The following is a 26148-nucleotide window of genomic DNA, read 5'->3' on the forward strand; positions in this document are numbered from 1 at the left end:
GATCAGGGCGCCCAGGGGGGGGGAAGGGTCGCCTATTCGACCGCCGGCCGGCCCAGCGAGGTCAGGACCGCGTTCAGCACCTCCTTGCCGCCGATCTGGTCATAGAACCGGGGCCAGACCTGTGTGGTGGCGCGGTCGATGAATTCCTTTTCGCCGTCGGCCGGTTCGGTGATCTGCATGCCGCGCTGGACCAGCTGTTCCTTGATCTTGGCTTCCTCTTCGCGCAGGAAACGCGCCGAATGGGCGGTGGCGGCCTGACCGGCCTCCAGCACCTGCTGCTGCTCTTCGGGGGACAGGCTCTGGAACAGGCTTTCCGAGATGATCAGCGGTTCGATCGAGAAGATGTAGCGCAGGTTGGTAATGTATTTCTGCACTTCGTCGAATTTCATGGCATAGATTGTCATGTAGGGGTTGTCCTGCCCATCGACGACCTTCTGCTGCAGGGCGGCAAAGGTTTCGCCCCAGGCCATAGGCGTGGGGTTGATGCCCCAGCTTTTATAGGATTCGATCATGATCTCGTTCTTGGGCACGCGGATGACCAGCCCCTTCAGATCGGCCACGGTCGATACCGGCTTTTTCGAGTTGGTCAGCACGCGAAAGCCCGAATAGCCCCAGCCGATGATGCGCACGCCGGCATCCTCGATGGTCTTATCGATCATCTGCTGGCCGACCTCGCCCTGGGTGATCTTTTCGGCGTCCTCCTGGCTCAGGATGACATAGGGCAGGGTCAGCGTGCCGACGCTGGGCGAAAACGGGGTGATGTTGTTGATCGCCAGGATCGAGAAATCCAGCGTGCCGGTGGCGGCGGCGGTCACGGTGTCCTGTTCGTCGCCCAGCTGCCCGTTCAGAAACAGCTTGGCCGTCATCTTTCCACCCGATTTTTCCTGCAGCGCGGCCACAAAGGCCTTGCCAAGCGCCTCTTGCGTGCCGCCGGCGCCATCGCCCACCGCGATCCGATATTCGGCGGCGCCAGCGGTCAGCACGGACAGGCCAAGGCCCAGCACCACTGCGGTTCCAGCCAAAAGACGGGTCATCATCGACATTGCTCAAGCTCCCTTGTTGGTCATGCGTCGCCTGTGTCCGGCGCTCTTTGATGCGGGGAAATCTTGCAGGTGACGGGACGTAACGATATGTCCAGTTCAGGCCAAACATAGGTCCAGATGAAGAACCGCATTCCCATCGAGATGTTCTTTCAGCGCGGCAATGCCGCCGGCACGCTGCAGGCGCGGCTGGCGGCAGCCATCGTCCAGGCGATCCTGGAGACACGCGCCCCCGCCGGCAGCCGGTTGCCGTCGTCAAGGGCGCTGGCGCTGGCGCTTGGCATCTCGAGGATGACTGTGACGCTGGTCTATCAGGAACTTGTCAGCCAAGGCTATCTGGAGCCCCGGCCGCGGTCGGGCATTGTTGTCGCCGCCACCGTGCCGCATCGACGGGTCAGCGTGCCGCAGGCGCAGCCGGCCCCGTTGCAATCCCCTCCGGACTGGGACCGCTGGCTGGCCGGTCACCAGCCGCGGCGGCGGGTGATCCGCAAGCCGGCGAACTGGCGCGACTATCGCTATGCCTTCATCTATGGCCAAAGCGATCCGGCACTGTTCGACCACAATGCCTGGCGCGATTGCGCGCGCCGCGCCTGGGGCACGCGCGATTTCGCCCAGCTTGCGGCCGACCAATATGGCGCCGACGATCCGATGCTGATCGACTATATCTGTTCGCACAGCCTGCCCCGGCGCGGCATCCATGCCCGGCCTGATGAAATCCTGGTGACGCTGGGGGCGCAGAACGCGCTGTTTCTGGCCGTCGAACTGCTGGCGCGCCAGGACCGGCTGGCGGTGATCGAGGATCCCGGATACCCCGATTTCGCCGAAACCCTGCGGCGCGCGCATTGTCCAACAGCATTCCTGCCGGTGGACGAAGGCGGGCTTGACCCGACGATGCTGCCCATCGGCACCCGCCTGGTCATCGTCACCCCCAGCCACAACATCCCGACCGGCGCCACCATGCCCCTGGCACGGCGCCAGGCGTTGCTGGCCCGCGCGGCTGCCGACGATTTCCTGATCGTCGAGGATGACTATGATTTCGAGATGTCCTATCTGGCACCGCCCGCCCCGGCATTGAAGTCGCTGGATCGCAGCGGGCGTGTCATCTATATCGGCAGCTTTTCCAAGTCGCTGTTTCCCGGCCTGCGTATCGGATACATGGTCGCGCCGGCCCCGCTGATTTCACGCGCGCGGTCGCTGCGGGCCATCATGCTGCGCCACCCGCCCAACCACCTGCAGCGCATCACCGCCTATTTCCTGGCGCTTGGTCATTACGACGCCCATATCGTGCGCCTGCGCCAGGCGCTGAAGCGGCGCCGGGCGCTCATGGAACTGTCGCTATCCTCAACACAGTTGCAGATCGCCGGCGCGGCACCGGCGGGCGGATCCAGCCTTTGGATCAAGGCGCCACCCGACTGCGACAGCACCGCGCTGGCGCTGGCCTTGCAACAGGACAGCGTGCTGATCGAGCCGGGCCAGGTGTTCTTCGAGCGCCCACCGGTGCCCTGTCCCTATTTCCGCCTGGGCTATTCATCAATCCGCGAAGATGCCATCGCGCCCGGCATCGACCTGATCGCCCGGCGCGCAACGGGATGATCGCGCATCACCGGGATGCGCCCTGACTCAGGCCCGGAAAGGCACCGGCACCATCGGCACGGACGATGGGACCGGACCCATATCAGCCAAAGACGCTGCGCAATTCCTTGGCGACATAATCGGCAAACAACCGCACCTTGGGATCCTGAAGGCGCCGATGCGGGGTCAGCGCGCCGAACTGCGACGGCACCGGCGGGGTCTGCGGCAGCACCTCGACCAGCCGACCCGACGCCAGATAGGCGGCGATTTCGTATCGGGGGCGGTTGACGATGCCACGCCCCTCCAGCGCCCATTCGGTCAGCACGTCGCCGTCATCGGCATCGAAGCGCCCATTGATCAGCATCTTCTGCGGCCCCTCGGGGGTCTGCAACACCCAGTAATATTCCGGGCTGCGCGGATAGCGCAGCAACAGGCAGTTATGCCCGGCCAGATCCTCGGGGCGCTCGGGATTGCCGCGTTCGGCCAGATAGCCGGGCGTCGCCACCAGCGCGCGCGGACATTCGGCGATACGCCGCCATTTCAGTGCCGAATCCTGCGGCTCGCCCAGGAAAAAGGCCAGGTCGATGCCATCGGCGATGATGTCCACGTTGCGATCCGACAGGCGCAAGCGCAGCTCGACCCCCGGATATTCGTCGCAAAAGCGTGGCACCAGGGGCGCGATCAGCCGCCGGCCCAGGCCCAGGGGCGCGGTAACACGCAAGGCGCCATGCGGCATCCCCGAGAACCCCGAGACGACGGCCTCGGCCTCGTCCAGGGTTTCGATCACCCGCCGGGCGTTTTCATAGAATGCCCGACCTACCTCGGTCGGGACCAGCTTGCGCGTCGTGCGATTGAGCAGACGCACGCCATAGCGGGTTTCCAGATCCTTGATCCGGTTCGAGGCCACGGCCGGCGACATGCGCAGATCACGCCCACCCGCCGTGATCGACCCCAGTTCGACCACCCGCACGAACACCCGCAGACTTTCAAGATATGGCATAGACCCCCGCCGGCGCTTTCAAGGAATCACAAAAAGTCTTATGCTCAATCGGTGATTTCGCAAAGACCCATTCGCATTTACCTTTGCCGCATACCCAGCCAAGCTGAGCGAGGAGCGCATGGCCCAGGAATTGCGATTTCTGCTGAATGATACCGAGGTGCGCCTGACGGAAGCGGGGTCACGCGACACCCTTCTGGATTTTCTGCGCCTGAACCGACGACTGACCGGCACCAAGGAGGGATGCGCCGAAGGCGACTGCGGCGCCTGCACGGTGCTGATCGGACGGCTGCACCATGGCAGGCTGCACTATGAACCGATCAATGCCTGCATCCGGTTCCTGGCATCCTGCCACGGCTGCCATGTGGTGACGGTCGAACATCTGCGCGGCGCGGATGGCGGGCTGCACCCGGTCCAGGCCGCCATGGTCGAACACCACGGCAGCCAGTGCGGTTTCTGCACGCCAGGCTTCGTCATGGCGCTTTACGGTTTGTGGATGCAGAATCCGCGCCCGGACATGCTGGCCATCGAGACCGCGCTGCAAGGCAACCTGTGCCGCTGCACCGGCTATGAACCGATCGTCAAGGCCGCCTTTGCCGCCAGCGAGGCCGGCGGTCAGCACATGGATGCGCTGTCGGTCGAACGCGACCGCGTGACCGAGGCGCTGAAGGCCATTCCCGCGGAACGTGTCGAGATTGCGCGCGGCGACGACCGCGCAATCCTGCCCGCCGATGCCGCCGATCTGGCGGTGGTTCTGGCGGAAAACCCCAAGGCCACGATCGTCGCGGGCGCCACCGATGTCGGGCTGTGGGTGACCAAGTTCCTGCGCGACATCTCGCCCGCGGTGTTCATCGGTCATCTTCAGGATCTGAAGCAGATCGAGATCACTCCCGGCCACATCACCATCGGTGCGGGCGTCACCTACACAGAGTTCGAGCCCTTCATCCTGCAGCATTTCCCCGAAGCGCTGGACTACTGGCGCCGCATCGGCGGCTGGCAGGTGCGCAACGCCGGCACCATCGGCGGCAATGTCGCCAATGGCTCGCCCATCGGGGAAACGCCGCCGCTGCTGATCGCGCTTGGCGCCACCATGCGGCTGCGCAGCACCGCCGGCACCCGCGACCTGCCGGTCGAGGAATTCTTCATCGACTATGGCAAGCAGGATCGCCGGCCGGATGAGTTCGTCGAAAGCATCACCGTGCCGCTGAAGGGTCAGGCCCGCATCGCCGCCTACAAGGTCAGCAAGCGCCATCACGCCGATATCACCGCCTCGGCCGCGGCCTTCCGCATCGAGACCGACGGTGCCACCATCATCGACGCCCGCGTCGCCTTCGGTGGCATGGCCGCCACGCCCAAGCGTGCCGCCCGCGCCGAGGCAGCGCTGAAGGGTCAACCCTTCACCGCAGAAACCTTTGAAGCCGCCGCCCGGGCGGTCGCCAACGACTTCCAGCCGCTTAGCGACTGGCGGGGCAGTGCCGAATACCGCCAGCAACTTGCCGCCAATTTCTTCCGTCGCTTCTGGCTGGAACAGTCGGGCGCGGAACACCGCCTGAGGAGGGTCGAATGAAACAGGACGTCATCGTGAAGGGTGCAGCGCATACCTCGATCATCCACGACTCGGCGATCAAACACGTCACGGGTCAGGCCGATTACACCGACGACCTGATGGAGCCGGTGGGGCTTTTGCATGCCTATCTGGGGCTGTCCAGCGTGGCGCACGGCCGCATCACCAGCATGGATCTGTCCGCCGTGCGCAATGCCCCGGGCGTGCATCTGGTGCTGACGGCCGAGGATGTGCCCGGCGAAAACGACATCAGCCCGACCGGGTTGCATGACGAACCGGTCTTTGCCGATACCGAAGTCCAGTTCGTCGGCCAGCCGATCTTTGCGGTGATCGCCGAAACCCGCGACCAGGCGCGCCGTGCCTGCAAGCTGGCGCGCATCGAATACGAGGAACTGCCCTTTGCCCTGGATGCGATCTCGGCGCGCGACGCCGGAATGGGCTATGTCACCAAGCCGCTGAAACTGGCGCGGGGCGACATGTCGGAACTGGACAAGGCGCCGCGCCGGCTGTCCGGGCGCCTGACTGTCGGCGGCCAGGAACATTTCTATCTGGAAAGCCAGATCGCCATGGCCATCCCGGGCGAGGATGACGAGGTGATCGTCAATGTCTCGACCCAGCACCCCAGCGAAGTGCAGCACATGGTTGCGCATGTGCTGGGCGTGCCGTCGAACGCCGTGGTGGTGAACGTTCGTCGCATGGGCGGGGGATTTGGCGGCAAGGAATCGCAGATGAACGTCTTTGCCAGCGTGGCCGCGATGGCGGCCAAGCGGCTGCGCCGGGCGATCAAGCTGCGTCCCGATCGCGACGACGATTTCCAGATCACCGGCAAGCGCCACGATTTCGTCATCGACTATCAGGTCGGCTATGACGACAGCGGCCGCATCCATGCGGTGGACGCCGATTTCTATGCCCGCTGCGGCTATTCGTCGGATCTTTCGGGACCGGTCACGGACCGGGCGCTGTTCCACGCCGACAACGCCTATTACTATCCGGCGGTCGAACTGCGCAGCCACCCGATGAAAACCAACACCTGCTCGAACACCGCTTTCCGGGGTTTCGGCGGGCCGCAGGGTGTCATCATGGCCGAGCGCGCGATCGAGGAAATCGCCTATGCCCTGGGCCGCGATCCGCTGGAAATCCGCAAGCTGAACCTGTATCGGAACGGCCAGCTGACCCCCTATCACCAGGAGGTCGAGGACCAGATCCTGCCGCGCATCTTCGAGGAACTCGAGGCCAGCAGCGACTATCATGCGCGCCGCAAGGCGGTTCTGGACTGGAACGCCCGCGGCGGCGCCATCCGCAAGGGCATCGCTCTGACCCCGGTCAAGTTCGGCATCAGCTTCACTGCGACCTGGTATAACCAGGCCGGCGCGCTGATCCACATCTATTCGGATGGCTCGATCCATCTGAACCACGGCGGCACCGAGATGGGTCAGGGTCTGAACACCAAGGTCGCGCAGGTCGTGGCGGAGGCTCTGGGTGTGGATATCGACCGGATCAAGATCACCAAGACCACGACCGAAAAGGTGCCCAACACCTCGGCCACCGCCGCATCCTCGGGGTCCGACCTCAATGGCATGGCCGCGCTGAATGCCTGCGAACAGCTGCTGACGCGGTTGCGCAATTTTGCTGCCGAGGCACGCGGCGTCGATCCCGAACTGGTCAGCATCGGCGAAACCGTCCGTATCGGCGACGAGGAGATGCCGTTCCAGGACTTCATCAAGACCGCCTATATGGCGCGGGTGCAGCTGTCGGCGGCAGGCTTCTACAAGACGCCCAAGATCCACTGGGACCGCGATACCGGCCGCGGTCGGCCATTCTACTACTTTGCCTATGGCGCGGCCTGTGCCGAGGTCTCGGTCGATACGCTGACGGGTGAATATGTGATCGAGCGTGCCGATGTGCTGCACGACGTGGGCCGCAGCCTCAACCCGGCGCTGGACAAGGGCCAGGTCGAGGGCGCCTTTGTGCAGGGCACCGGCTGGCTGACCAGCGAGGAACTGTGGTGGGACCAGAAGGGCCGGCTGCGCACGCATGCACCCTCGACCTACAAGATCCCGCTGGCGTCCGACCGGCCCAAGGTGTTCAACGTCAACCTGGCCGACTGGTCGGTAAACCGCGAAAACACCATCAAGCGGTCCAAGGCCGTGGGCGAGCCGCCCTTCATGCTGGGCATTTCGGTGTTCGAGGCGATCAACATGGCGGTGGCGTCCTTCAACGGCTATCGCGAACATCCGCGCATCGACGCGCCGGCGACGCCGGAACGGGTGCTGATGGCGATCGAGAAGCTCAGATGATCCGGGTCGAGGTCACACGCGCGCGGGGCTCGGTCCCGCGCGAAAAGGGTGCGATGATGCACGTGACCAACGACGGCATCCAGGGCACCATCGGCGGCGGCCAGCTGGAATACATGGCCATCGACCGCGCGCGCCAGATGCTGGCGCGCGGCGAAACCGCGGCAACGATGGATGTGCCCCTGGGCCCTGAAATCGGCCAGTGCTGCGGTGGGCGGGTGGAACTGACCTTGACCCATGTCGAGCATCTGCCTGCGGCGGCTGAACTGCCGCAGGTGCTGATCTTTGGCGCCGGACATGTGGGCCGTGCGCTGGCCCGCGCGCTGGCGCTGCTGCCCGTGCGACCCATTGTCATCGACCAGCGGCCCGCCGAACTGGCGCTTGCCAGCGGCGAAACCCGTCTGACCCCGCTGCCCGAGGCCGAAATCCGCAAGGCGCCCTATGGCAGCAGTTATGTCATCCTGACGCATGATCACGCGCTGGATTTCCTGCTGGCGGCCGAGGCGCTGCGGCGGCTGGACGCCCCCTATATCGGGATGATCGGCAGCAACACCAAGCTGGTCCAGTTCCGCCGCCACGCCCGTGCCCAGGGGCTTGACACCGAACGTCTGACCTGCCCGATCGGCGCCGGCTGGTCGCAGGACAAGCGCCCCGAAATCATCGCCGCCTTTACCGCCGCCGAACTGATCGGACGGCTGACACAGACCGCCAGCAAGGTGAAACGCCAATCATGCGACAACTGATCCGAGGTCGCGTCCTTTCATTTCACGCCGACCCGGTCGAGGTCGAGGACGCCTATACCTATCACGAAGACGGGGCCGTCATCACCGATGACGGCAAGATCGCCGCAGTGGGCGACTATGCCAGCCTGCGCGATCCGGCATTGCCTGAAATCGACCATCGCCCGCATCTGATCCTGCCCGGCTTCATCGACACGCATATCCACTTTCCGCAGGTGCAGGTGGTGGCCAGCTGGGGCGCGCAGCTGCTGGACTGGCTGAACACCTATACCTTCCCCGAAGAGGCGCGCTTTGCCCAGCAGGGCCATGCCCCGGCCATGGCCGACAAGTTCCTGGACCTGCTGCTGCGCCATGGCACCACCACCGCGGTGGCCTATTGCTCGGTGCATCCGCAATCCGCCGAGGCGCTGTTTTCCGCGGCCGAGGCGCGCAACATGGCCATGATCGCCGGCAAGGTGATGATGGATCGCAACGCGCCGGAGATGGTGCTGGACACGCCGCAACAGGGCTATGACGACAGCAAGGCGTTGATCGCCAAATGGCACGGCCGCGGCCGCCAACGCTATGCCATCACCCCGCGATTTGCCATCACCTCGACCCCCGAGCAGATGGAAATGACCGGGCAACTGGCGCGCGAACATCCCGATTGCCACATCCAGACCCACCTGAGCGAAAACCGCGACGAAATCGCCTTTACCCTCAGCCTCTATCCCAAGGCGCGGGATTATCTGGACATTTACGAACATTACGGGCTGCTGGGCGACAAGATCCTGCTGGGTCATTCGATCCACCTGGAACCGCGCGAGATCGACCGCATGGCCGAAACCGGCTCGCATCCGGTGTTCTGCCCGACCTCGAACCTGTTCCTGGGCTCGGGCCTGTTCGACGAAGGCGGGCTGCGCGCGCGCGGCATCAGTTCGGGAATCGCCACCGACATCGGCGGCGGCACCAGCTATTCGATGCTTCAGACGCTGAACGAAGGCTACAAGATCCTGCAATTGCGCGGACAGAAGCTGCATCCCCTCGCCGCCTTCCATTGGGCGACGCGCGGCAATGCCCGCGTGTTGGGGATGGAGGACCGCATCGGCACCCTGGCCCCCGGTTCGGACGCCGATCTGGTGGTGCTGAACAGCCGCGCCACCCCGGCCATGGCACTGCGGATGGAACGGGCCCAGACCCTGGCCGAAGAACTGTTCATCCTGCAGATCATGGGCGACGACCGTTCGATCGCCCAGACCTATGTCGCCGGTCAACCGATGCTGGACTGACCCGGACCTCCCTCCGGAGCCAGTGCGCCCGCCTGCCCATCAGGCGGGCGTCATCTTTTGCGCGTTGCCGATGGGACAGTGGACCTCAAGCCAGTCTCACGTCGGCAACTGCGCTGACAGGGTCGGCGATGCTAGGCTCCGGACAAGACCCGGCGCCGCCTTCGGCGCGCCACGGCGGCAATGAAAAAGGGCGGGGCCGCGATGGCCCCGCCCGGTTCTTTTGCATGGTGTCGTCTTTGACCTATTCCATGAAGAAGGCAAAGCGGATGACGAACAGCCCCGCCACCACCCAGGTTGCCGGATGCACCTCGCGCACGCGACCGGTCAGCAGCTTGATCAGCGCATAGCTGACGAAACCGAAAGCCAGACCGTTGGCGATCGAATAGGTGAAAGGCATCATCAGGGCGGTCAGCACCGCAGGGGCGCTTTCGGTGACGTCGGTCCATTTGATTTCCTCGAACTCGCGCACCATCAGACAGGCGACATAGAGCAGCGCCGGCGCAGTGGCATAAGCGGGAACAGAGCCGGCCAGCGGGGCAAAGAACACCGCCAGCAGGAACAGCCCGGCCACGATCAATGCCGTCAGACCGGTGCGGCCACCCGCCTGCACGCCCGAGGCGCTTTCCACATAGGCGGTGGTCGAGCTGGTGCCCAGCATCGAACCGGCGAGGATGGCCGTGGAATCGGCCATCAGCGCCCGGCCCAGACCCTTGTTGGTATGCGTCGGCCCTTCGACCAGCAGACCGGCGCGCTTGGCCACACCGATCAGGGTGCCGGTTGCGTCAAAGACCTCGACCAGCACCATCACCAGGATGACATGGAAGATGCCCGCGGTCAGAGCCCCGGCGATATCCAGCTGCAGGAATGTCGGCGCGATCGACGGCGGCATCGAGATCACACCGCCGAAGGCGCTGGCGCCGATGGCGATCGAGATCACGGTCACCACCAGGATCCCGATCAGGATCGAGCCGGTCACTTTCAGCGCATCAAGCGCGGCGATGATGAAAAATCCCAGAATCGCCAGCAGCGTGCCGGTGGCGGTCAGATCGCCCAGGGTGACCAGGGTGGCGGGGCTGCCGACCACGATGCCCGCGTTTTTCAGCGCGATCAGGCCCAGGAACATCCCGATACCTGCGGCGATGGCACTGCGCATCGAGGTCGGAATCCCCGCAATCAGCCAGCGTCGGATCCCGGTCACGGTCAGGATCAGGAAGATGATCCCCGAAATGAACACCGCCCCCAGCGCCTGCTGCCAGGTGAATCCCAGGGTGCCGACCACGGTAAAGGCGAAAAAGGCGTTCAACCCCATTCCCGGGGCCATCCCGATGGGCCAGTTGGCCCACAATGCCATGATCGCCGACCCCAATGCCGCCGCCAGACAGGTGGCAACAAAGACCGCATTGCGGTCCATTCCCGTCGTGGACAGGATGTCGGGGTTGACGAAGATGATGTAGGCCATGGTCAGGAAGGTGGTGATCCCCGCGATCACCTCGGTCCTGACATTGGTCCCGTGGGCCGAAAGCCCGAATTGCTTCTCTAGCATTTGTCCTCCCAAGTGGCGGCGCGTCCGCCATGCCGGTCACATTAGCGTGCGCGACCTTCAACGGAAATGCGGGCTATGGCGACAGAGTTTTTATGCTGGCTTGAGAAAGAAGGATTTTCAACAGAAATCAGGTTCTGTTTTTACAATCTCTTCATTGTCAATTCCGGGCCGGAAGGCGATGTGTTCATAGAGCCAGAAACAGAAAAGGGATGCAAGCGATGCGATACAGCCGCGACATGATTGGCTATGGCGAGCATACGCCCGATCCGCGTTGGCCAGGCAATGCCAAGATCGCCGTCCAGATCGTCATGAACTACGAGGAAGGGGGCGAAAACAGCATCGAACACGGCGATGCCGCATCCGAGGCGTTCCTGTCGGAAATCATCGGCTGTCAGCCCTGGCCGGGCAAGCGTCACTGGAACATGGAATCCATCTACGATTATGGCGCCCGTGCCGGCTTCTGGCGGCTGTGGCGCATGCTCAAGGATGTGCCCGTCACCGTCTATGGCGTCGCGACCGCGCTGGAACGCGCGCCCGAACAGGTCGCCGCCATGCAGCGCGCCGGTTGGGAAATCGCCACTCACGGCCTGAAGTGGATCGATTATCGCGACATTCCGCGCGAGGTCGAGGCCGAACACATTGCCCAGGCCATCGAACTGCACACCCGCGTCACCGGCGAACGTCCGCGCGGCTTCTATCAGGGGCGCTGCTCGATGAACACCGTCGCGCTTGGCTGCGAAGAAGGCGGGTTCGAATATCTGGCCGACACCATTGCCGACGAACTGCCCTATTGGCATGTTCACAACGGCAAGCCGCAGCTGATGGTGCCCTATACCATGGACGCCAACGACATGCGGTTTTCGAGCGGCCAGGGCTTTGGCACCGGGGTCGAGTTTTTCGACTATCTGCGCGACAGCTTCGACGTGCTTTATGCCGAAGGTGTGGCCGGCGCGCCCAAGATGATGTCGATCGGCCTGCATTGCCGCCTGGCCGGTCGCCCCGGCCGCGCCATCGCGGTGCAGAAGTTCCTGGAACATGCGCGCAAGCACGAAGGCGTCTGGTTCGCCACCCGGCTCGACATCGCCCGCCACTGGGCCAAGGAACACCCTTACCAGCCTCGGCAGCGGCCTTCGGAAATGTCGCGCGACGAATTCGTCGCCACCTTCGGCAGTGTCTACGAACATTCGCCCTGGGTTGCCGAAAGGGTATGGGACGGCGAGATGGGCGCGATTCACGACACGCCCGGTGGTCTGTCCGCGCGTATGGCGCAGATTTTCCGTTCGGCCTCGGATCGCGAACGCCTGGATGTGCTGCGCGCGCACCCGGACCTGGCCGGCAAGCTGGCAGCGGCCAAGCGTCTGACCGCCGAAAGCACCGCAGAACAGGCCAGCGCGGGGCTGGACAGCCTGACCGACGAGGAACGCGCCACCTTCGACAGGCTGAACACGGCCTATGTCGAGAAGCACGCCTTCCCCTTCATCATTGCCGTGCGCGACCACGACAAGCCCTCGATCATGGCCGCCATGCAAAGACGCCTGGCCAATGATACCGAGACCGAGCGGCGCGAAGCCGAAAAGCAGGTCGCGCGCATCGCGGAACTGCGCATCCACCAGATCCTGAGCTGATTGCCCATCGCCTGCCCGTCCGACAGCGGGCAGGCGCATTCCGCCGGGCAAACCTGCCGCCCCGGCCTAACGGAGACCTGCCATGACCGCCAGATCGCCCAGCTATGCCGGGCCCTTCGCCGGACTGCCGCCGCAGACGGACCTGACCACCGATACCGCCGTCTTTACCGAAGCCTATGCGGTCATTCCCGCCAGCACGATGCGCGACATCGTGACCAGCTATCTGCCCGGCTGGACCGGCATGCGCATGTGGATGATCGCGCGCCCGTTGTCGGGTTTTGCCGAAACCTTCAGCCAGTATATCGTCGAGCTGGCACCGCAGGGCGGCTCGGACCAGCCCGAGGACGACGCCGGCGTGCAATCGGCCATTTTCGTCACCGACGGTGAGCTGACCATCACCATTGACGGGCAAAGCCACGACCTGACCCCCGGCGGCTTTGCCTATGTGCCCGCCGGCAGCGCCTGGTCGATCCGCAACGGCGACGCAACCTCGCGCTTCCACTGGTGGCGCAAGCGCTGGCAGCCGGCCGCGGGCGTGGACAAGCCCGAGCCGATCATCGCCAACGAACGCGACATCGCGCCCAGCCCGATGCCGGGCACCGACGCCTGGGCCACGACCCGGTTTGTCGATCCCACCGACCTGCGCCACGACATGCACATCACCATCGTGACCTTCCAGCCCGGTGGCTCGATCCCCTTTGCCGAAACCCACGTCATGGAACACGGTCTGTTCGTGATCGAAGGCAAGGCCGTCTACCGCCTGAACCGCGACTGGGTCGAGGTGGGACCGGGAGATTTCATGTGGCTGCGCGCCTTTTGTCCGCAGGCCTGCTATGCCGGTGGTCCGGGACCGTTCCGCTATCTGCTCTACAAGGACGTGAACCGCCACGCACCGATCTGGAAATGATGCCAGGGGGCCGACAGGCCCCCTTTTCATCAGCCCGCGCGCCGAAAGGTCAGGTTCAGCCGCACCGGCCCGGTGATCGGGTGATTTCCGGGGCGCAGGGTCAGGATGCCGTGCCAGTTCAGCCGCGCCGGCCCGCCCCAGACCACCACATCGCCGTGTTCCAGCAGATGGCGCCGCACCGGATCGCGCCGATCGGGTCCGCCGAACTGGAAGGTCGCCGGCAGACCCAGCGAGACCGAGACGATGGGCGCGGTCATGTCGGCCTCGTCCCGATCCTGGTGCAGGCCCATGCGGACGCCCGGCACATAGCGGTTGATCAGGCAGGCATCGGGGCAAAAGCCGGGAAACCCCGCCGCTTCTGCCGCTTGGGCCGCCAGCTGCGCCAGTGCTTCGGGCATCGCGGGCCAAGGCTTGCCATCCTGCGGATCGGTGGCCTGATAGCGATAGCCCCGGGCATCGCTGACCCAGCCAAGCGCGCCGCAATTCGTCATCTCGACCCCGATGCGGCGTCCGCCCGGGGTCATAAAGTGGCGAAACGGTGCCGCCTGCGCCACCTGTGCCACCGCGTCGATCAGTGCCGGATCAAGCGCCCATTGCCGCAGGATCATCGCCCCCGGCGCCATTATCTCTGCTTGTCTGCCAAACAGATCGGCCTGCATCGCCGCCCCCTCTTACGAAAATGTCAGCGCCGGGCCCTTGACCGGCCGGGCTGTGCCGGTTTTCAGATGGGTGCCTGACCAGGGAATGTCCATATGTCCACTTGCAAACTGCTTTCAGCGCTGACCGCCGCCCTGATAGTGCTGTTGCCGGTATCGGCGCCCCAGGCCAGCCAAGGCGCCGGCGAGATTGCCGCGATCCGTCGTGCCGTGTTCGAGGATCCACAAGCGCCGGTCATGGGCAACCCCAAGGGCAGCAGGATCCTGGTCGCATTCTCGGATTATAATTGCGGATTCTGTCGCAAGGTGACGCCGCAGGTGGCGGCGCTGATCGCCACAGATCCGCAGCTGAAGGTGGTGGTGCACGAGGTGCCCATCTTCGGCGAAGGCTCGCGCTATGCCGCCATGGCGGCGCTGGCCGCGGGCGAACAGGGGCGCTATGCGCAGTTCCACCGCGCGCTGATGGCAAGCCGGGGCAAGCTTGATGCCGCGTCGGTGCTGCGGGTCGCGCGCGAGGCGGGACTTGACGTGCCGCGGCTGGAACGCGACATGCAGGCCCCGGCGATTGCCGCGCAGATCGAACAGTCGCTGGCATTGGCGGACCGGATCGGCCTGGTCGGCACCCCCAGCTTCATCGCCGGCGACCGCGCCGTTTTCGGCTATCTGTCCCAGAAGGATCTGGCGGCGCTGGTGGCCGAGGCGCATCCGGAGCCCTAGCCCCGGCGCGGCCGGTCTCAGACCTTCATCTCGAACCCAAGATGGCGGGCCACGGTGAAGATGTCCTTGTCGCCGCGTCCCGACAGGTTGACGACGATGATATGGTCGCGCGGCAATTCCGGGGCGATCTTGGCGACATGGGCCAGGGCATGGCTGCATTCCAGCGCCGGGATGATCCCCTCGAGCCGGCAAAGCTGCTGAAACGCCGCCAGCGCCTCGTCATCGGTCACGCTGACATAATCGACGCGACCCTGATCCTTCAGCCAGGCATGTTCGGGGCCGATCCCAGGATAGTCCAGCCCGGCGCTGATCGAATGTCCTTCAAGGATCTGGCCCTCGGCGTCCTGCAGCAGATAGGTGCGGTTGCCGTGCAGAACGCCGGGTCGACCGCCGGTCAGGCTTGCGCAGTGTTCCATCCGCTCATCGACGCCGCGGCCGCCGGCCTCGACCCCGATGATGCGCACCGAAGGGTCGTCCAGGAACGGGTGAAACAGCCCCATCGCATTCGATCCGCCGCCGATCGCGGCCACCAGCGTGTCGGGCAGCCGGCCCTCGCCCTCTTGCTCGGCCAGTTGCCAGCGGGTCTCGCGGCCGATGATGGTCTGAAAATCGCGCACCATCGCCGGATAGGGATGCGGGCCGGCCACGGTGCCGATGCAATAGAAGGTGTCGCGCACATTGGTCACCCAGTCGCGCAGCGCATCGTTCATCGCATCCTTCAGCGTGCCGCGCCCCGAGGTGACGGGCACCACCTCGGCCCCCAGCAGCCGCATGCGGAACACGTTAGGCGCCTGGCGTTCGACATCATGCGCGCCCATGTAGACGACGCATTTCAGCCCGAAGCGGGCGCAGACGGTGGCGGTGGCCACGCCATGCTGCCCGGCTCCGGTTTCGGCGATGATGCGCGTCTTGCCCATGCGCCGCGCCAGCAGGATCTGGCCCAGGACGTTGTTGATCTTGTGGCTGCCGGTGTGGTTCAGCTCCTCGCGCTTCAGGTAGATGCGCGCGCCGCCCAGCTCCTCGGTCAGGCGCGGCGCGAAATACAGCGGCGAGGGCCGGCCGACGTAATGTGCCCAGAAATCCTGCATCTCGGCCCAAAAGGTGGGGTCGTCCTTGGCACGGTTGTATTCGGCCTCGAGGTCCAGGATCAGCGGCATCAGGGTTTCGCTGACGAAGCGGCCACCGAAAATCCCGAACCGCCCCTGATCGTCCGGGCCGGTCATGAAGCTGTTGACAAGATCCTCGGCCATGGCTGTCCTCGTGCGGGAAAAGGGAAAGGCGGCGGTTATGGCCGCCCTGGCTGTCATATCGCCGATCATGGCGGCGGTAAAGCCTGCGGGCCAGTCAGAGGATGGGCGCGGTGGCGCGGGCGATGAAGCGGCGGATGCGCTGCGGATCCTTGATCCCCGGCGCGCTTTCCACCCCCGATGAAACATCGACGCCCCGCGCGCGCGTCAACCTTATGGCCTGGGCGACATTGTCGGGGGTCAGCCCGCCGGCCAGCAGCCATGGCTTCAGGATCTGCCGCCCCGCCAGCAGCCGCCAGTCGAATGCAAGGCCGTTGCCACCGGGCAGCGCCGCGTCGCGCGGCGGCTTGGCGTCGATCAGCAGCATGTCCGCGACCAGCCCATAATCCCACAGCGCCGCAAGATCCTCGGGGTCGGCCACGCCCACTGCCTTGATGACGGGCAGGCCGGTGCGGGCCTTGACCTCGGTCACGCGCGCCGGCGATTCGTGCCCGTGCAGCTGGATCATGTCCAGCGGCACCTGCGTCAGGACAGCATCCAGCGCCTGGTCGGTCGGATCGACGAACAGCCCCACCTTGGCCACCCCCAGCGGCACCTTTGCAGCCAGCTGTGCCGCGAGTTCCGGCAAGACATGGCGCGGCGAGGGCGGAAAGAAAACGAACCCTGTGAAGCGCGCGCCCGCCTCCACCGCAGCAGAAAGGGCCTCGGGATCATTGATCCCGCAAATCTTGACGGCAACCGACATTCAGCGTGGCGCCGGCAGCGTCGTGGTCGCCGATGTCGCCGGCGCGGTAGCGGCAGGGGATTTTTGCGCCGCCGCCTCGTCAAGAATCGCCAGAACCTCGTCCTTTGGTCCGACCGGGGCACGACGCATTGCCCCGATTTCGCGCTGCAATTGCGCCAATTCATTGGCATGGACACGCGCCTCGGCCCGCAGGCGCGATTCGCGCAACCACTCCCAGATCAGGCCGACAAGCACCCCGAAAAGCATGGCCAGGAACAGGGCCAGAAAGGCGGGCATGTTCAGCGCCCAGCGTCCGCCCACAAAGGGCGCAAAGGCTTCGGGCACCAGGCTGACGGTGATGATGCCGCGATTGGCAGTCCCTATCATAATCAGCACCAGGGCCAGAAGCCCGAACAGAACCAGCCGGATCACACGCATGTCGTCCCCGCAGCAGAAATTGCGGCCAATGTGGACTATTCGGCCTGACCGTTCAACCGTTCGCGCAGCAGCTTGCCCGTCTTGAAGAAGGGCACATGCTTTTCATCGACGCTGACGGATTCGCCGGTGCGCGGGTTGCGGCCCTGACGTGCATCGCGCTTCTTGACCGAAAAGGCCCCGAAGCCGCGCAATTCGACCCGATCGCCGCGCGCCATGGCTGAAATGATCTCCTCGAACACGGTGTTGACGATCCGTTCGACGTCGCGCTGAAACAGGTGCGGGTTTTCTTCGGAGATCTTCTGGATCAGTTCGGATCGGATCATTGCGCTTCCTGAATCTGGTGGTTCACGGGAATTCCTGTCCCGATCATAGACCGGGTTGCAGGGCGATCAATCTGCGAACGCCGGAGCCCGCGTTTGGTTGCCGGTTTTTTCAGGACTTTATCGTTCAGATCACGCCGATAAGCAACGAAAAGCGCCCCCGGAGGACCGGGGGCGCCTCCACCATGAAGGGGGATCAGCCCTTGTTCTTGAGGGCTGCGCCCAGGATATCGCCCAGCGAGGCGCCGGAATCCGAGCTGCCATACTGTTCGATGGCATCCTTTTCCTCGGCAATCTCGCGTGCCTTGATGGACAGGCCCAGGCGGCGCGTCTTGGTGTCGATATTGGTCACGCGCACATCGACATGGTCACCGACCTGGAAGCGTTCGGGACGCTGGTCCTGACGGTCGCGGGCAAGATCCGAACGACGGATGAAGGATTTCATGCCGTTGTATTCGACCTCGATACCGCCATCCTCGATCGCGGTCACGGTGACGGTGATGACCGAACCGCGCTTCACGCCTTCGACCGCTTCGGCCATGGCATCGTTTTCCAGCGCCTTGATCGACAGCGAGATGCGTTCTTTCTCGATGTCGACTTCCTGGACCACGGCTTTCACCACATCGCCCTTGCGGAAATCCTGGATGGCGTCTTCGCCACGAGCATCCCACGAGATGTCCGACAGGTGAACCATGCCGTCGATGTCGCCTTCCAGGCCGACGAACAGACCGAATTCGGTGATGTTCTTGACTTCGCCCTCGATGACGGTGCCGACGGGATGGGTTTCGGCGAACACTTCCCACGGATTGCGCATGGTCTGCTTGAGACCCAGCGAAACGCGGCGCTTGGCTTCGTCGATTTCCAGGACCATGACGTCAACCTCTTGCGAGGTCGAGACGATCTTGCCGGGATGGACGTTCTTCTTGGTCCAGGACATTTCCGAGACGTGGACCAGACCTTCGACACCGGCTTCCAGTTCGACAAAGGCGCCGTAGTCGGTGATGTTGGTCACGCGGCCGGAATGCACCGAACCGATCGGGAACTTCGATGCGACGGTATCCCACGGATCTGCCTGCAGCTGTTTCATGCCCAGGCTGATGCGGTGGGTGTCCTTGTTGATCTTGACGACCTGAACCTTGACGGTTTCGCCGATCGACAGGATCTCGGACGGGTGGTTGACCCGGCGCCAGGCCATGTCGGTGACATGCAGCAGACCGTCGACGCCGCCCAGGTCAACGAAGGCACCGTATTCGGTGATGTTCTTGACCACGCCCTCGACCGTCTGACCTTCGGTCAGGTTGGCGATGACTTCGGCGCGCTGCTCGGCGCGGCTTTCTTCCAGGATGGCGCGGCGCGACACGACGATGTTGCCGCGACGACGGTCCATCTTCAGGATCTGGAACGGCTGCTTCAGGCCCATCAGGGGGCCCGCGTCACGCACGGGACGCACATCGACCTGGCTGCCCGGCAGGAAGGCCACAGCCCCACCCAGGTCCACGGTAAAGCCGCCCTTGACGCGACCAAAGATTGCGCCCTCGACGCGCTCCTCGGCAGCATAGGCTTTTTCCAGACGATCCCAGGCTTCCTCGCGGCGCGCCTTTTCGCGCGAGATCGAGGCTTCGCCGCGGGCGTTTTCCACGCGATCCAGATAAACCTCGACCTCATCGCCAACGGCGATGCTGGGGGCTTCGCCCGGGTTGGCGAATTCCTTCAGATCGACGCGGCCTTCCATCTTGTAGCCGACGTCGATGATGGCCTGGCCCGCCTCGATGGCGATGACCTTGCCCTTGACCACCGAGCCTTCTTCGGGGGTGTCAATGCTGAGGCTTTCGTTCAGGAGGGCCTCGAATTCCTCCATGGTCGCTTTAGCGCACATATAGATACAGTTTCCTTTTCACGGTTTTCTGGCCTTGCGGTTGGCTCCGCCGGTCTTTTTGTAGACGCCCGGATAAACGTAATGGGCCGAGCGATTGCCCGACCCCGTGGCAGTGGCCACTGGCCCCGCCGCTTGTCCCGACGCGCGCGATATAGCCGTTAATGACGCTGCTGGCAAGGCTTGCGCCCGACGGCACGCCATCAGCAGCCGGTGCGCGCGGCCAGCCATTCCTCGCGCAGGCGCGCCATCAACTGGGCCGCCGGCAGCGCCCTTGCGCGGGATGCGCCGACACCCGCCCATTGTGCCGCGTAATCGCTGCCGCCTACCGCAGCCAGCTTGCGCGCGGCGTGATAGGGCAGCGGGTAATCGGGCAGGCCCGGCAGCCTGGGCGACTGTTCCAGTTCCGTCAACCGGTTCGGCAGTCCGCGAGCCGGCCGGCCGGATATGGCGCGCGTCATCACGGTCGTGGTCTGCGGCTGGCCCAACCGCGCGCGATGGGCCGCAGAGGCCGCGCTTTCAGGACAGGCGACAAAGGCGGTTCCCATCTGCGCGGCCACGGCCCCGGCCGCGCAAATCCGCGCCACATCGGCGCCATCCATCAGCCCCCCGGCCGCGATCACCGGCAGCCCCAAGGGCAAGAGCTGCGTCACCAGCGTCGTCAGGGGCAATTGGTCGTCGGGCGCAAGCGGATCGAATATGCCGCGATGGCCGCCGGCCTCGTATCCTTGCGCAATGACCGCATCCAGCCCCGCCGCGCGGATCGCGATCGCCTCGGCCGGCGAAGTGGCGGTGGCAGCCAGAAAGGCTCCGGTGTTTCGCAGCGCCTGCAGTTGATCGGCCCGTGGCAGGCCGAAGTGAAAGCTGATCATCGCGGGCCGCGCCGCAATCACCGCCGACAGCATCGCGCCGTCATCGCGCAGGCTGAGATGGTTTTCGCCCAGGCCGAGTGGCGGCGGGGCGCCGACGCGTCGGAATTCGGCGGCCAGAAAGGCCAGCCAGACCGCCTCTTGCTTGGCATCGCGCCGCGGCGGCTGGTGACAGAACAGGTTCACCGCATAACGGTTGCTTCCCAGCAGGGTTTGGGTTTCGTCCATCATCGCAGCCGCCTGCGCTGCGTTCGACGATCCCAGACCCAGCGAGCCCAACCCCCCCGCCGCGCTGACCGCAGCCGCCAAGGCCGGGGTAGAAACCCCCGCCATGGGCGCCTGGATCACCGGGATGGTCAGGCTGTCCAGCAGGCTCATCCGCGAATCCGGGTGACGATATCGATGGCGTGGCTGACCGCCTCGTCAATGCTCATGCGGCTGGTATCGACCAGAACCGCATCTTCGGCCGGGCGCATCGGCGCGATGTCGCGCGCCGCGTCACGCGCGTCGCGTTCGCGCAATTCCGCCAGCACGACCGCAGGATCGGCACCCAGCTCCAGCGCGCGACGGCGGGCGCGCTCGTCATCGCTGGCGGTCACGTAGATCTTGACCTCGGCCTCGGGGCAGATGACCGTCCCGATGTCGCGACCGTCCAGCACGGCACCCGGCGGCCTGCGGGCAAAGCGGCGCTGGAAATCGATCAGGGCGGCGCGAACCTCGGGTATGGCGGCGACCCGGCTGGCAGCCTGCCCGGCCGCGGCCGTGCGCAGATCGTCGCGGGTCAGGTCGACGGGCTGAAGTTCCCGCGCCGCCGCAACCGGATCGCCCCCCTTGGCGCCGACCGCACGATAAAGCAAGCCTGTGTCCAGATGCGAAAATCCGAAATGACGCGCAAGCGCGCGGGCAATCGTGCCCTTGCCCGAGGCAGCGGGACCGTCGATGGCAATCGTAAAGGGCATGGGGCACCTGCGGCGGATGACACGGCGGCTGCAATCGCCGCCGGCGGATATGCTGGTGCCGGTTGAGGGACTTGAACCCCCGACCTTCTGATTACAAATCAGCTGCTCTACCAGCTGAGCTAAACCGGCCAGATCCATCGCTCCGGATAGCGCGTGTGCGCGCGCGGTGCAAGCGCCGCGTCACATCCATCCCCCACCCTGCCCCCCGCAGCAGGATTTCCGCAGCATTTCGGGCAAACAGCCCTTGCATTCGCAGCCGGATAGGACTATGTCGCGCGCACTTCACAGGCAGGGTCGGGCCACGGGACAGACATCCCCCGCTGGTCCACCGGTTGGGGTTCGCCCCTGAAAGCCCTGCCAAGGCGCAAACCGGAAAGGACATGACATGGCGCTTCCCGAATTTTCCATGCGTCAGCTGCTGGAAGCTGGCGTTCACTACGGCCACCAGACCCAGCGCTGGAATCCCCGCATGGCCGAGTTCATCTATGGTGAACGCAACGGCATCCACATTTTCGACCTGACCCAGACCGTGCCGATGCTGGACGCCGCGCTGCAGGTGATCCGCGACACCGTCGCCAAGGGCGGCCGCGTGCTGTTCGTCGGCACCAAGCGTCAGGCCCAGAAGGCGATTGCCGAAGCTGCCGAAAAATCGGCACAATATTACATGAACCACCGCTGGCTGGGTGGCACGCTGACCAACTGGAAAACCGTCAGCCAGTCGATCCAGCGCCTGAAGGCCATCGATGAGACCATGGCCGCCGGTGCCGAGGGTCTGACCAAGAAAGAGCGCCTGCAGATGGAACGCGAACAGGCCAAGCTGCAGGCCTCGCTGGGGGGTATCCGTGAAATGGGCGGCCTGCCGGACCTGCTGTTCGTCATCGACGTCAACAAGGAAGACCTGGCCATCGCCGAAGCCAAGAAACTGGGCATCCCGGTCGTGGCGGTCGTCGACAGCAACTGCTCGCCCAAGGGTGTGGATTACGTGATCCCGGGCAACGACGACGCCGCGCGCGCAATTGCCTTGTATTGCGATCTGGCCTCGCGGGCCGCGCTGGACGGCATGACCGCGCAGATGGGCGCTGCCGGTGTCGATCTGGGCGCGCTGGAAGCCGGGATCGAGGAAGAACTGGACGGCGAGACCGCCGAAGCCTGACCCGTGACGGGTCTGCCCGGCCCGCGGCTGCGGGACGTCACGCAACATTCATCAGGCGGGGATAAGCCCCGCCTGACGCATTGAAAAGCAAGGAGACACTCCGATGGCTATCACCGCTGCGATGGTGAAGGATCTGCGCGAAACGACCGGCGCGGGCATGATGGACGCCAAGAAGGCGCTGACCGAAACCAACGGCGACATGGAAGCGGCCATCGACTGGCTGCGCACCAAGGGTCTGGCCAAGGCCGCCAAGAAATCGGGCCGCGTGGCGGCCGAGGGCCTTGTCGGCGTCGCCGTTACCGATGGTCGCGGCGTCGCCGTCGAACTGAACTCGGAAACCGATTTCGTCGCCAAGAACGCCGACTTCCAGCAGCTGGTGCGCGAAATCACCGATGTGGCGCTGACCACCGGCGCTGATGTCGAGGTGCTGAAGGCCACCCACCTGAACGGCCGCACCGTCGAGGACGTTCTGACCGAAGCCATTGCCCGCATCGGCGAGAACATGACCCTGCGTCGCATGCACGTGCTGGAAGGCGATACCGTCGTTTCCTATGTCCACAACGCCGCCGCCCCCGGTCTGGGCAAGATCGGCGTGCTGGTGGCGCTGAAGGGCGACAAGGACAAGGCGCAAGACATCGGCAAGCAGATCGCCATGCACATTGCCGCCACCAATCCCGCCTCGCTGTCCGAGGCTGATCTGGACCCGGCACTGGTCGAGCGCGAGAAATCCGTTCTTACCGAACAGGCCCGTGAATCGGGCAAGCCCGAAGCCGTCATCGAGAAGATGATTGTCGGCCGCATGGCGAAGTTCTTCGAGGAAGTGACACTGCTGGGCCAGAAATTCGTCATCAACCCCGACATCACCGTGGCCCAGGCTGCCAAGGAAGCCGGCGTCGAGGTCACCGGCTTTGCCCGCGTCGTGGTCGGCGAAGGTATCGAGAAGAAGGAAGAGGATTTCGCCGCCGAGGTCGCAAAAACCCGCGCCGGCGCCTGATCCGTCCGAAATCTGCTCAAAAGCGCGGGGCCGGTCATCACGACCGGCCCCGTTTCGCTGCAACTCACGCCGGGTTCAGCGATGTTGACGATCAACCTCGCGACCCGGATCCGCCGGCGCCCCGGCCGGGCGTCCGTCGTCATTGGCGGGGTGTTCGTCAACCTCGGGGTGCAGAAATATCTGCCGTCGACCAGTTGCACGCAGGATCGCATGGGCGGTCGTCCGCGCCCCCAATGCCTTGCGCGCCAGTCGAAGGTGCTTTTCGACGGTAGCGGCGGTCAGGTCCAGCGTTCGGGCGATTTCCTGCACCGTCCGACCGATCGATATATGCTCGAGCACCTCTCGCTGACGCAGCGTCAGCACTTGCTGCGGCGGGGCATAGGGCAGGCAGGACAGTTTCAGATGCAACAGCCGGGTAAGCGTCTCGACTGCCGCGCCATGACGCAGCCACATTTCGTCTATCTGCTCGGCGCGAATTCCGATGTGGCCGCTCAGCAACACACCTGCGCGCGCATGCTGCATGCTATCGTCAAGCCGCAGCGCATATCCCGCAACATGTCCGTAACGGGCCAGCACGTCTAGCAAGTTGGCCTGCTGCGCCGACAACCGACCGGCGCGCCGGCGCGATTGAAGCCCGGCCCAGCTTTCGCTGCAATACCCCCCCGCCAACCATCCGACCGGAGCCGCACCGGGCGCCATGCCCTGTGCCGCCAGATCCTGATTCAGTTGCGGTGCAAAAGTCGAAAGCAGGATACTGTCATCGCTGCCGCCATCGATTTCTGCACCCAGGCTGCGCACGCCGAAATAGCAGGCATGGACAAATCCCATGTCCGACAGGCTGCCCGCATAGTGCTGCCAGGCCGCCCGGGCCGACCGCGCCTGCAAGATTACCTCGATATCCGCCAGGATCCCCATGTCGTTAACCACGCTTTTAATAAATAACAATCAATCAGCATTCCGGGAAACATTATTATCGCCGTGAAGCAGAGTTCAATTGACTAAATGATCTTTTCGTCACGTCGGGTTAAAGGGATGCAAACTGAACCAGACATTCCTGTTCATGAAAAACCCTGGAAAACATCTGTTCGGAAATGAGCTTGAAATGTCTATGCTGCACCGGCTTGCGGTCAGGAACGTTCCGCTGCATCACGACGACAGCCAAGGTTCTGAAAACCGGAAAAGGAGCAATTCACAGATGCAGGTCGTCTTTCATTGCGGGGTGCATGGCACCGATCAGTATCGCATGGTCAAGACGCTGCTGCAAAACCGCGATTGGCTGCTGCGCAACGGGATCGAGCCGTTGACCCCAGCCAAGCATCGGGAATTGTTCAATGAGGCCCTGCTTTCGCTGCGCGGCCGCCCGGCCACGGCCGAAATGGAAAACGTGATCCTGGATGCTATTCTGGAATCGGATGATCCGCGGCGGATCATTTTCAGCACCCCGACCTTTCTGGGCAAGGCGCAGCGGGCCATCGCGCCCGAAGGGCTGTATGTGACCGCCGGCGAAAAGATGGCGGCACTCGCCAATCTGTTTCCGAGCGCCGAGGCCGAATTTTTCATTGCGTTGAAAAACCCTGCGACTCTGGTGCCTTATGTGATGTCTCAAGAGCGGACAGGCAGCTATGACGAGGTCATGGCGGGGGTGGATCCGCTGGCGCTTCGCTGGGCGCCTGCCATGCGGCGCATCATGGCCGCGCTGCCGGGCAAGCGCATCGTGGCATGGTGCCACGAGGATACATCGCTGATCTGGCCCGAGGTGGTCCGCCGCATTGCCACCATGCCCAGCGACGTGCCGCTGAAAGCCGGCTTGCAGGTGCTGGGCGACATCCTGCGGCCCGAAGGTATCCAGATGATCCGCGACGAACTTGCGCGCCAGGACCGGCTGACCGTCGACAGCCGACGGGCGGTCTTTACGGCGGCGTTGGAAAAATACGCCCTGCCCGATCAGATCGAGGTGACGGTCGACCTGCCCGGATGGAGCCAGGATCTGGTGGACCGCATCAGCGATCATTATGACGAGGACGTGGCCCAGATCGCCGCATTGCCGGGGATCGAGTTTCTTTCGCCCTGAGCCGTCAGACCATCCCCAGCGCCGCCTTGTACATTTCCAGGATCGCCTCTTCCTCGGCGATGTCATCCTTGTCGCGCTTGCGCAGCGCGATCACCTTGCGCATGACCTTGGTGTCATAGCCGCGGGCCTTGGCTTCGGCCATCAGTTCCTTTTGCTGCTCGGTCACATCCTTCTTCTCGGCTTCGAGCTGTTCGTATTGCTCGATGAACTGCCGCAGTTCCCCGGCCGCGATGCCATAGGCGTTGTCGTCCTGCATGATGCGCTCCTTTGCCTTTTGCACGCGGAATAGGCGGTCTTGCGGGCGGGCGCAATCGCCGCTAGGCCGGGCCCGCACAGACGGAGGCAGGGATGACGATCTGGGACGGGCTGATCTGGGGTGGTGCTGCGTTGACAACGTTGGGGCTGGCCGCGCTGGCCTGGTGCATCATTACCGTGGCGCGCGCAAAGGCACGTGTGCGCGATGATGCGCAGATGCGGACAATCATGCGCAAGGTGGTGGCCGTGAACATGGCGGCGCTGGCGGCATCGGTCTTTGGGCTGATGTTCGTGGTCCTGGGCATCATGTTGGGGCGCTAGG

25 protein-coding genes and 1 tRNA gene are annotated in these 26148 nt (G+C 64.4%); 12 read left to right on the forward strand and 14 right to left on the reverse strand.

What is annotated here, in order from left to right; translation table 11 throughout:
- Positions 1-32: 32 nt before the first annotated feature.
- A complete protein-coding gene (locus GB880_RS14805) occupies positions 33-1043 on the reverse strand; it encodes a TRAP transporter substrate-binding protein (protein WP_154489795.1) in 1011 nt (336 codons plus the stop codon).
- A gap of 117 nt (positions 1044-1160) precedes the next feature.
- Here GB880_RS14805 and pdxR point away from each other — a divergent pair, with 117 nt between their 5' ends.
- A complete protein-coding gene (pdxR, locus tag GB880_RS14810) occupies positions 1161-2633 on the forward strand; it encodes a MocR-like pyridoxine biosynthesis transcription factor PdxR (RefSeq protein ID WP_154489797.1) in 1473 nt (490 codons plus the stop codon).
- Positions 2634-2715: 82 nt separating this feature from the next.
- Here pdxR and GB880_RS14815 read toward each other — a convergent pair whose 3' ends face one another.
- Positions 2716-3612: a LysR family transcriptional regulator gene (locus tag GB880_RS14815; protein WP_154489799.1), complete on the reverse strand. Its 897-nt coding sequence runs from the start codon at positions 3610-3612 to the stop codon at positions 2716-2718.
- Positions 3613-3730: 118 nt separating this feature from the next.
- On the opposite strand from GB880_RS14815, the gene xdhA reads away from it, so the two are divergent.
- From xdhA to guaD, 4 genes are read left to right on the forward strand one after another with little or no spacing between them, the layout of a single operon-like run.
- Positions 3731-5176 (forward strand): xanthine dehydrogenase small subunit, encoded by a 1446-nt coding sequence (xdhA, locus tag GB880_RS14820; protein WP_154489801.1) that lies wholly within the window; start codon positions 3731-3733, stop codon positions 5174-5176.
- Positions 5173-7470: a xanthine dehydrogenase molybdopterin binding subunit gene (gene xdhB, locus GB880_RS14825; RefSeq protein ID WP_154489802.1), complete on the forward strand. Its 2298-nt coding sequence runs from the start codon at positions 5173-5175 to the stop codon at positions 7468-7470. Before xdhA ends, xdhB begins: the two co-directional genes overlap by 4 nt.
- Entirely contained in the window at positions 7467-8210 is a 744-nt protein-coding gene (gene xdhC, locus GB880_RS14830; RefSeq protein ID WP_154489804.1) for a xanthine dehydrogenase accessory protein XdhC, read from the forward strand. Before xdhB ends, xdhC begins: the two co-directional genes overlap by 4 nt.
- Positions 8198-9475, forward strand: coding sequence for a guanine deaminase (guaD, locus tag GB880_RS14835; protein ID WP_154489806.1), 1278 nt, complete (start codon positions 8198-8200; stop codon positions 9473-9475). The genes xdhC and guaD overlap by 13 nt, the downstream gene beginning before the upstream one ends.
- Positions 9476-9716: 241 nt before the next feature.
- On the opposite strand, the gene GB880_RS14840 is transcribed toward guaD, so the two are convergent.
- On the reverse strand, positions 9717-11018 hold the full coding sequence (locus tag GB880_RS14840) for an NCS2 family permease (protein ID WP_154489808.1): 1302 nt from the start codon (positions 11016-11018) through the stop codon (positions 9717-9719).
- A 218-nt stretch (positions 11019-11236) separates the two neighbouring features.
- On the opposite strand from GB880_RS14840, the gene puuE reads away from it, so the two are divergent.
- Both puuE and GB880_RS14850 read left to right on the forward strand, forming a co-directional pair.
- A complete protein-coding gene (puuE, locus tag GB880_RS14845; protein ID WP_154489810.1) occupies positions 11237-12643 on the forward strand; it encodes an allantoinase PuuE in 1407 nt (468 codons plus the stop codon).
- Between the two features lie 82 nt (positions 12644-12725).
- Complete coding sequence (locus tag GB880_RS14850; RefSeq protein WP_154489812.1) at positions 12726-13550, forward strand: bifunctional allantoicase/(S)-ureidoglycine aminohydrolase; 825 nt, start codon at positions 12726-12728, stop codon at positions 13548-13550.
- Positions 13551-13579: 29 nt separating this feature from the next.
- Here GB880_RS14850 and alkB read toward each other — a convergent pair whose 3' ends face one another.
- Entirely contained in the window at positions 13580-14209 is a 630-nt protein-coding gene (gene alkB, locus GB880_RS14855; RefSeq protein WP_154489814.1) for a DNA oxidative demethylase AlkB, read from the reverse strand.
- A 93-nt stretch (positions 14210-14302) separates the two neighbouring features.
- Between alkB and GB880_RS14860 the strand changes: the two genes are divergently transcribed.
- Positions 14303-14923: a DsbA family protein gene (locus GB880_RS14860; RefSeq protein WP_154489816.1), complete on the forward strand. Its 621-nt coding sequence runs from the start codon at positions 14303-14305 to the stop codon at positions 14921-14923.
- Between the two features lie 17 nt (positions 14924-14940).
- Here the strand turns inward: GB880_RS14860 and trpB are convergent, their stop codons facing one another.
- The 8 genes from trpB to GB880_RS14900 all read right to left on the reverse strand — a co-directional run bounded on the left by trpB (position 14941) and on the right by GB880_RS14900 (position 21482).
- The gene (gene trpB, locus GB880_RS14865) at positions 14941-16173 is read right to left on the reverse strand and encodes a tryptophan synthase subunit beta (RefSeq protein ID WP_154489818.1); all 1233 of its coding nucleotides are present in this window, start codon (positions 16171-16173) and stop codon (positions 14941-14943) included.
- A 94-nt stretch (positions 16174-16267) separates the two neighbouring features.
- Positions 16268-16915, reverse strand: coding sequence for a phosphoribosylanthranilate isomerase (locus GB880_RS14870; protein WP_154489820.1), 648 nt, complete (start codon positions 16913-16915; stop codon positions 16268-16270).
- On the reverse strand, positions 16916-17332 hold the full coding sequence (locus GB880_RS14875) for a LapA family protein (protein WP_154489822.1): 417 nt from the start codon (positions 17330-17332) through the stop codon (positions 16916-16918).
- A 35-nt stretch (positions 17333-17367) separates the two neighbouring features.
- Positions 17368-17655, reverse strand: a complete 288-nt coding sequence (gene ihfB, locus GB880_RS14880; protein WP_154489824.1) for an integration host factor subunit beta — start codon at positions 17653-17655, stop codon at positions 17368-17370.
- Between the two features lie 193 nt (positions 17656-17848).
- Positions 17849-19528 carry a 30S ribosomal protein S1 gene (gene rpsA / locus GB880_RS14885; protein ID WP_154489826.1) on the reverse strand — a complete coding sequence of 560 codons (1680 nt, stop codon included), beginning with the start codon at positions 19526-19528 and terminating at the stop codon, positions 17849-17851.
- A 200-nt stretch (positions 19529-19728) separates the two neighbouring features.
- Positions 19729-20772 carry an NAD(P)H-dependent flavin oxidoreductase gene (locus GB880_RS14890; protein ID WP_263467389.1) on the reverse strand — a complete coding sequence of 348 codons (1044 nt, stop codon included), beginning with the start codon at positions 20770-20772 and terminating at the stop codon, positions 19729-19731.
- Positions 20769-21353: a (d)CMP kinase gene (locus tag GB880_RS14895; protein ID WP_154489828.1), complete on the reverse strand. Its 585-nt coding sequence runs from the start codon at positions 21351-21353 to the stop codon at positions 20769-20771. The genes GB880_RS14890 and GB880_RS14895 overlap by 4 nt, the downstream gene beginning before the upstream one ends.
- A 53-nt stretch (positions 21354-21406) precedes the next feature.
- Positions 21407-21482: transfer RNA gene (locus tag GB880_RS14900), tRNA-Thr, on the reverse strand.
- Between the two features lie 256 nt (positions 21483-21738).
- On the opposite strand from GB880_RS14900, the gene rpsB reads away from it, so the two are divergent.
- Both rpsB and tsf read left to right on the forward strand, forming a co-directional pair.
- Positions 21739-22506 carry a 30S ribosomal protein S2 gene (rpsB, locus tag GB880_RS14905; RefSeq protein WP_154489830.1) on the forward strand — a complete coding sequence of 256 codons (768 nt, stop codon included), beginning with the start codon at positions 21739-21741 and terminating at the stop codon, positions 22504-22506.
- Between the two features lie 103 nt (positions 22507-22609).
- Complete coding sequence (gene tsf / locus GB880_RS14910; protein WP_154489832.1) at positions 22610-23500, forward strand: translation elongation factor Ts; 891 nt, start codon at positions 22610-22612, stop codon at positions 23498-23500.
- 75 nt (positions 23501-23575) lie between these two features.
- Here tsf and GB880_RS14915 read toward each other — a convergent pair whose 3' ends face one another.
- Positions 23576-24415, reverse strand: coding sequence for a helix-turn-helix transcriptional regulator (locus GB880_RS14915; RefSeq protein WP_154489834.1), 840 nt, complete (start codon positions 24413-24415; stop codon positions 23576-23578).
- A 280-nt stretch (positions 24416-24695) separates the two neighbouring features.
- Here GB880_RS14915 and GB880_RS14920 point away from each other — a divergent pair, with 280 nt between their 5' ends.
- Positions 24696-25571, forward strand: coding sequence for a hypothetical protein (locus GB880_RS14920; protein WP_154489836.1), 876 nt, complete (start codon positions 24696-24698; stop codon positions 25569-25571).
- Positions 25572-25575: 4 nt separating this feature from the next.
- Here GB880_RS14920 and GB880_RS14925 read toward each other — a convergent pair whose 3' ends face one another.
- A complete protein-coding gene (locus tag GB880_RS14925; RefSeq protein ID WP_010397340.1) occupies positions 25576-25827 on the reverse strand; it encodes a DUF2312 domain-containing protein in 252 nt (83 codons plus the stop codon).
- A 92-nt stretch (positions 25828-25919) separates the two neighbouring features.
- On the opposite strand from GB880_RS14925, the gene GB880_RS14930 reads away from it, so the two are divergent.
- Complete coding sequence (locus GB880_RS14930; protein ID WP_154489838.1) at positions 25920-26147, forward strand: hypothetical protein; 228 nt, start codon at positions 25920-25922, stop codon at positions 26145-26147.
- Position 26148 lies beyond the last annotated feature (1 nt).

It is taken from the genome of Paracoccus sp. SMMA_5_TC, assembly GCF_009696685.2.
GTDB lineage: Bacteria > Pseudomonadota > Alphaproteobacteria > Rhodobacterales > Rhodobacteraceae > Paracoccus.

What these genes read in the sequence shown, in the direction of transcription:
- GB880_RS14805 (WP_154489795.1), bottom strand. Translation starts at nt 1,043, where the DNA reads ATGTCGATGATGACCCGTCTTTTGGCTGGAACCGCAGTGGTGCTGGGC.
- pdxR (WP_154489797.1), top strand. Translation starts at nt 1,161, where the DNA reads ATGAAGAACCGCATTCCCATCGAGATGTTCTTTCAGCGCGGCAATGCC.
- GB880_RS14815 (WP_154489799.1), bottom strand. Translation starts at nt 3,612, where the DNA reads ATGCCATATCTTGAAAGTCTGCGGGTGTTCGTGCGGGTGGTCGAACTG.
- xdhA (WP_154489801.1), top strand. Translation starts at nt 3,731, where the DNA reads ATGGCCCAGGAATTGCGATTTCTGCTGAATGATACCGAGGTGCGCCTG.
- xdhB (WP_154489802.1), top strand. Translation starts at nt 5,173, where the DNA reads ATGAAACAGGACGTCATCGTGAAGGGTGCAGCGCATACCTCGATCATC.
- xdhC (WP_154489804.1), top strand. Translation starts at nt 7,467, where the DNA reads ATGATCCGGGTCGAGGTCACACGCGCGCGGGGCTCGGTCCCGCGCGAA.
- guaD (WP_154489806.1), top strand. Translation starts at nt 8,198, where the DNA reads ATGCGACAACTGATCCGAGGTCGCGTCCTTTCATTTCACGCCGACCCG.
- GB880_RS14840 (WP_154489808.1), bottom strand. Translation starts at nt 11,018, where the DNA reads ATGCTAGAGAAGCAATTCGGGCTTTCGGCCCACGGGACCAATGTCAGG.
- puuE (WP_154489810.1), top strand. Translation starts at nt 11,237, where the DNA reads ATGCGATACAGCCGCGACATGATTGGCTATGGCGAGCATACGCCCGAT.
- GB880_RS14850 (WP_154489812.1), top strand. Translation starts at nt 12,726, where the DNA reads ATGACCGCCAGATCGCCCAGCTATGCCGGGCCCTTCGCCGGACTGCCG.
- alkB (WP_154489814.1), bottom strand. Translation starts at nt 14,209, where the DNA reads ATGCAGGCCGATCTGTTTGGCAGACAAGCAGAGATAATGGCGCCGGGG.
- GB880_RS14860 (WP_154489816.1), top strand. Translation starts at nt 14,303, where the DNA reads ATGTCCACTTGCAAACTGCTTTCAGCGCTGACCGCCGCCCTGATAGTG.
- trpB (WP_154489818.1), bottom strand. Translation starts at nt 16,173, where the DNA reads ATGGCCGAGGATCTTGTCAACAGCTTCATGACCGGCCCGGACGATCAG.
- GB880_RS14870 (WP_154489820.1), bottom strand. Translation starts at nt 16,915, where the DNA reads ATGTCGGTTGCCGTCAAGATTTGCGGGATCAATGATCCCGAGGCCCTT.
- GB880_RS14875 (WP_154489822.1), bottom strand. Translation starts at nt 17,332, where the DNA reads ATGCGTGTGATCCGGCTGGTTCTGTTCGGGCTTCTGGCCCTGGTGCTG.
- ihfB (WP_154489824.1), bottom strand. Translation starts at nt 17,655, where the DNA reads ATGATCCGATCCGAACTGATCCAGAAGATCTCCGAAGAAAACCCGCAC.
- rpsA (WP_154489826.1), bottom strand. Translation starts at nt 19,528, where the DNA reads ATGTGCGCTAAAGCGACCATGGAGGAATTCGAGGCCCTCCTGAACGAA.
- GB880_RS14890 (WP_263467389.1), bottom strand. Translation starts at nt 20,772, where the DNA reads ATGAGCCTGCTGGACAGCCTGACCATCCCGGTGATCCAGGCGCCCATG.
- GB880_RS14895 (WP_154489828.1), bottom strand. Translation starts at nt 21,353, where the DNA reads ATGCCCTTTACGATTGCCATCGACGGTCCCGCTGCCTCGGGCAAGGGC.
- rpsB (WP_154489830.1), top strand. Translation starts at nt 21,739, where the DNA reads ATGGCGCTTCCCGAATTTTCCATGCGTCAGCTGCTGGAAGCTGGCGTT.
- tsf (WP_154489832.1), top strand. Translation starts at nt 22,610, where the DNA reads ATGGCTATCACCGCTGCGATGGTGAAGGATCTGCGCGAAACGACCGGC.
- GB880_RS14915 (WP_154489834.1), bottom strand. Translation starts at nt 24,415, where the DNA reads ATGGGGATCCTGGCGGATATCGAGGTAATCTTGCAGGCGCGGTCGGCC.
- GB880_RS14920 (WP_154489836.1), top strand. Translation starts at nt 24,696, where the DNA reads ATGCAGGTCGTCTTTCATTGCGGGGTGCATGGCACCGATCAGTATCGC.
- GB880_RS14925 (WP_010397340.1), bottom strand. Translation starts at nt 25,827, where the DNA reads ATGCAGGACGACAACGCCTATGGCATCGCGGCCGGGGAACTGCGGCAG.
- GB880_RS14930 (WP_154489838.1), top strand. Translation starts at nt 25,920, where the DNA reads ATGACGATCTGGGACGGGCTGATCTGGGGTGGTGCTGCGTTGACAACG.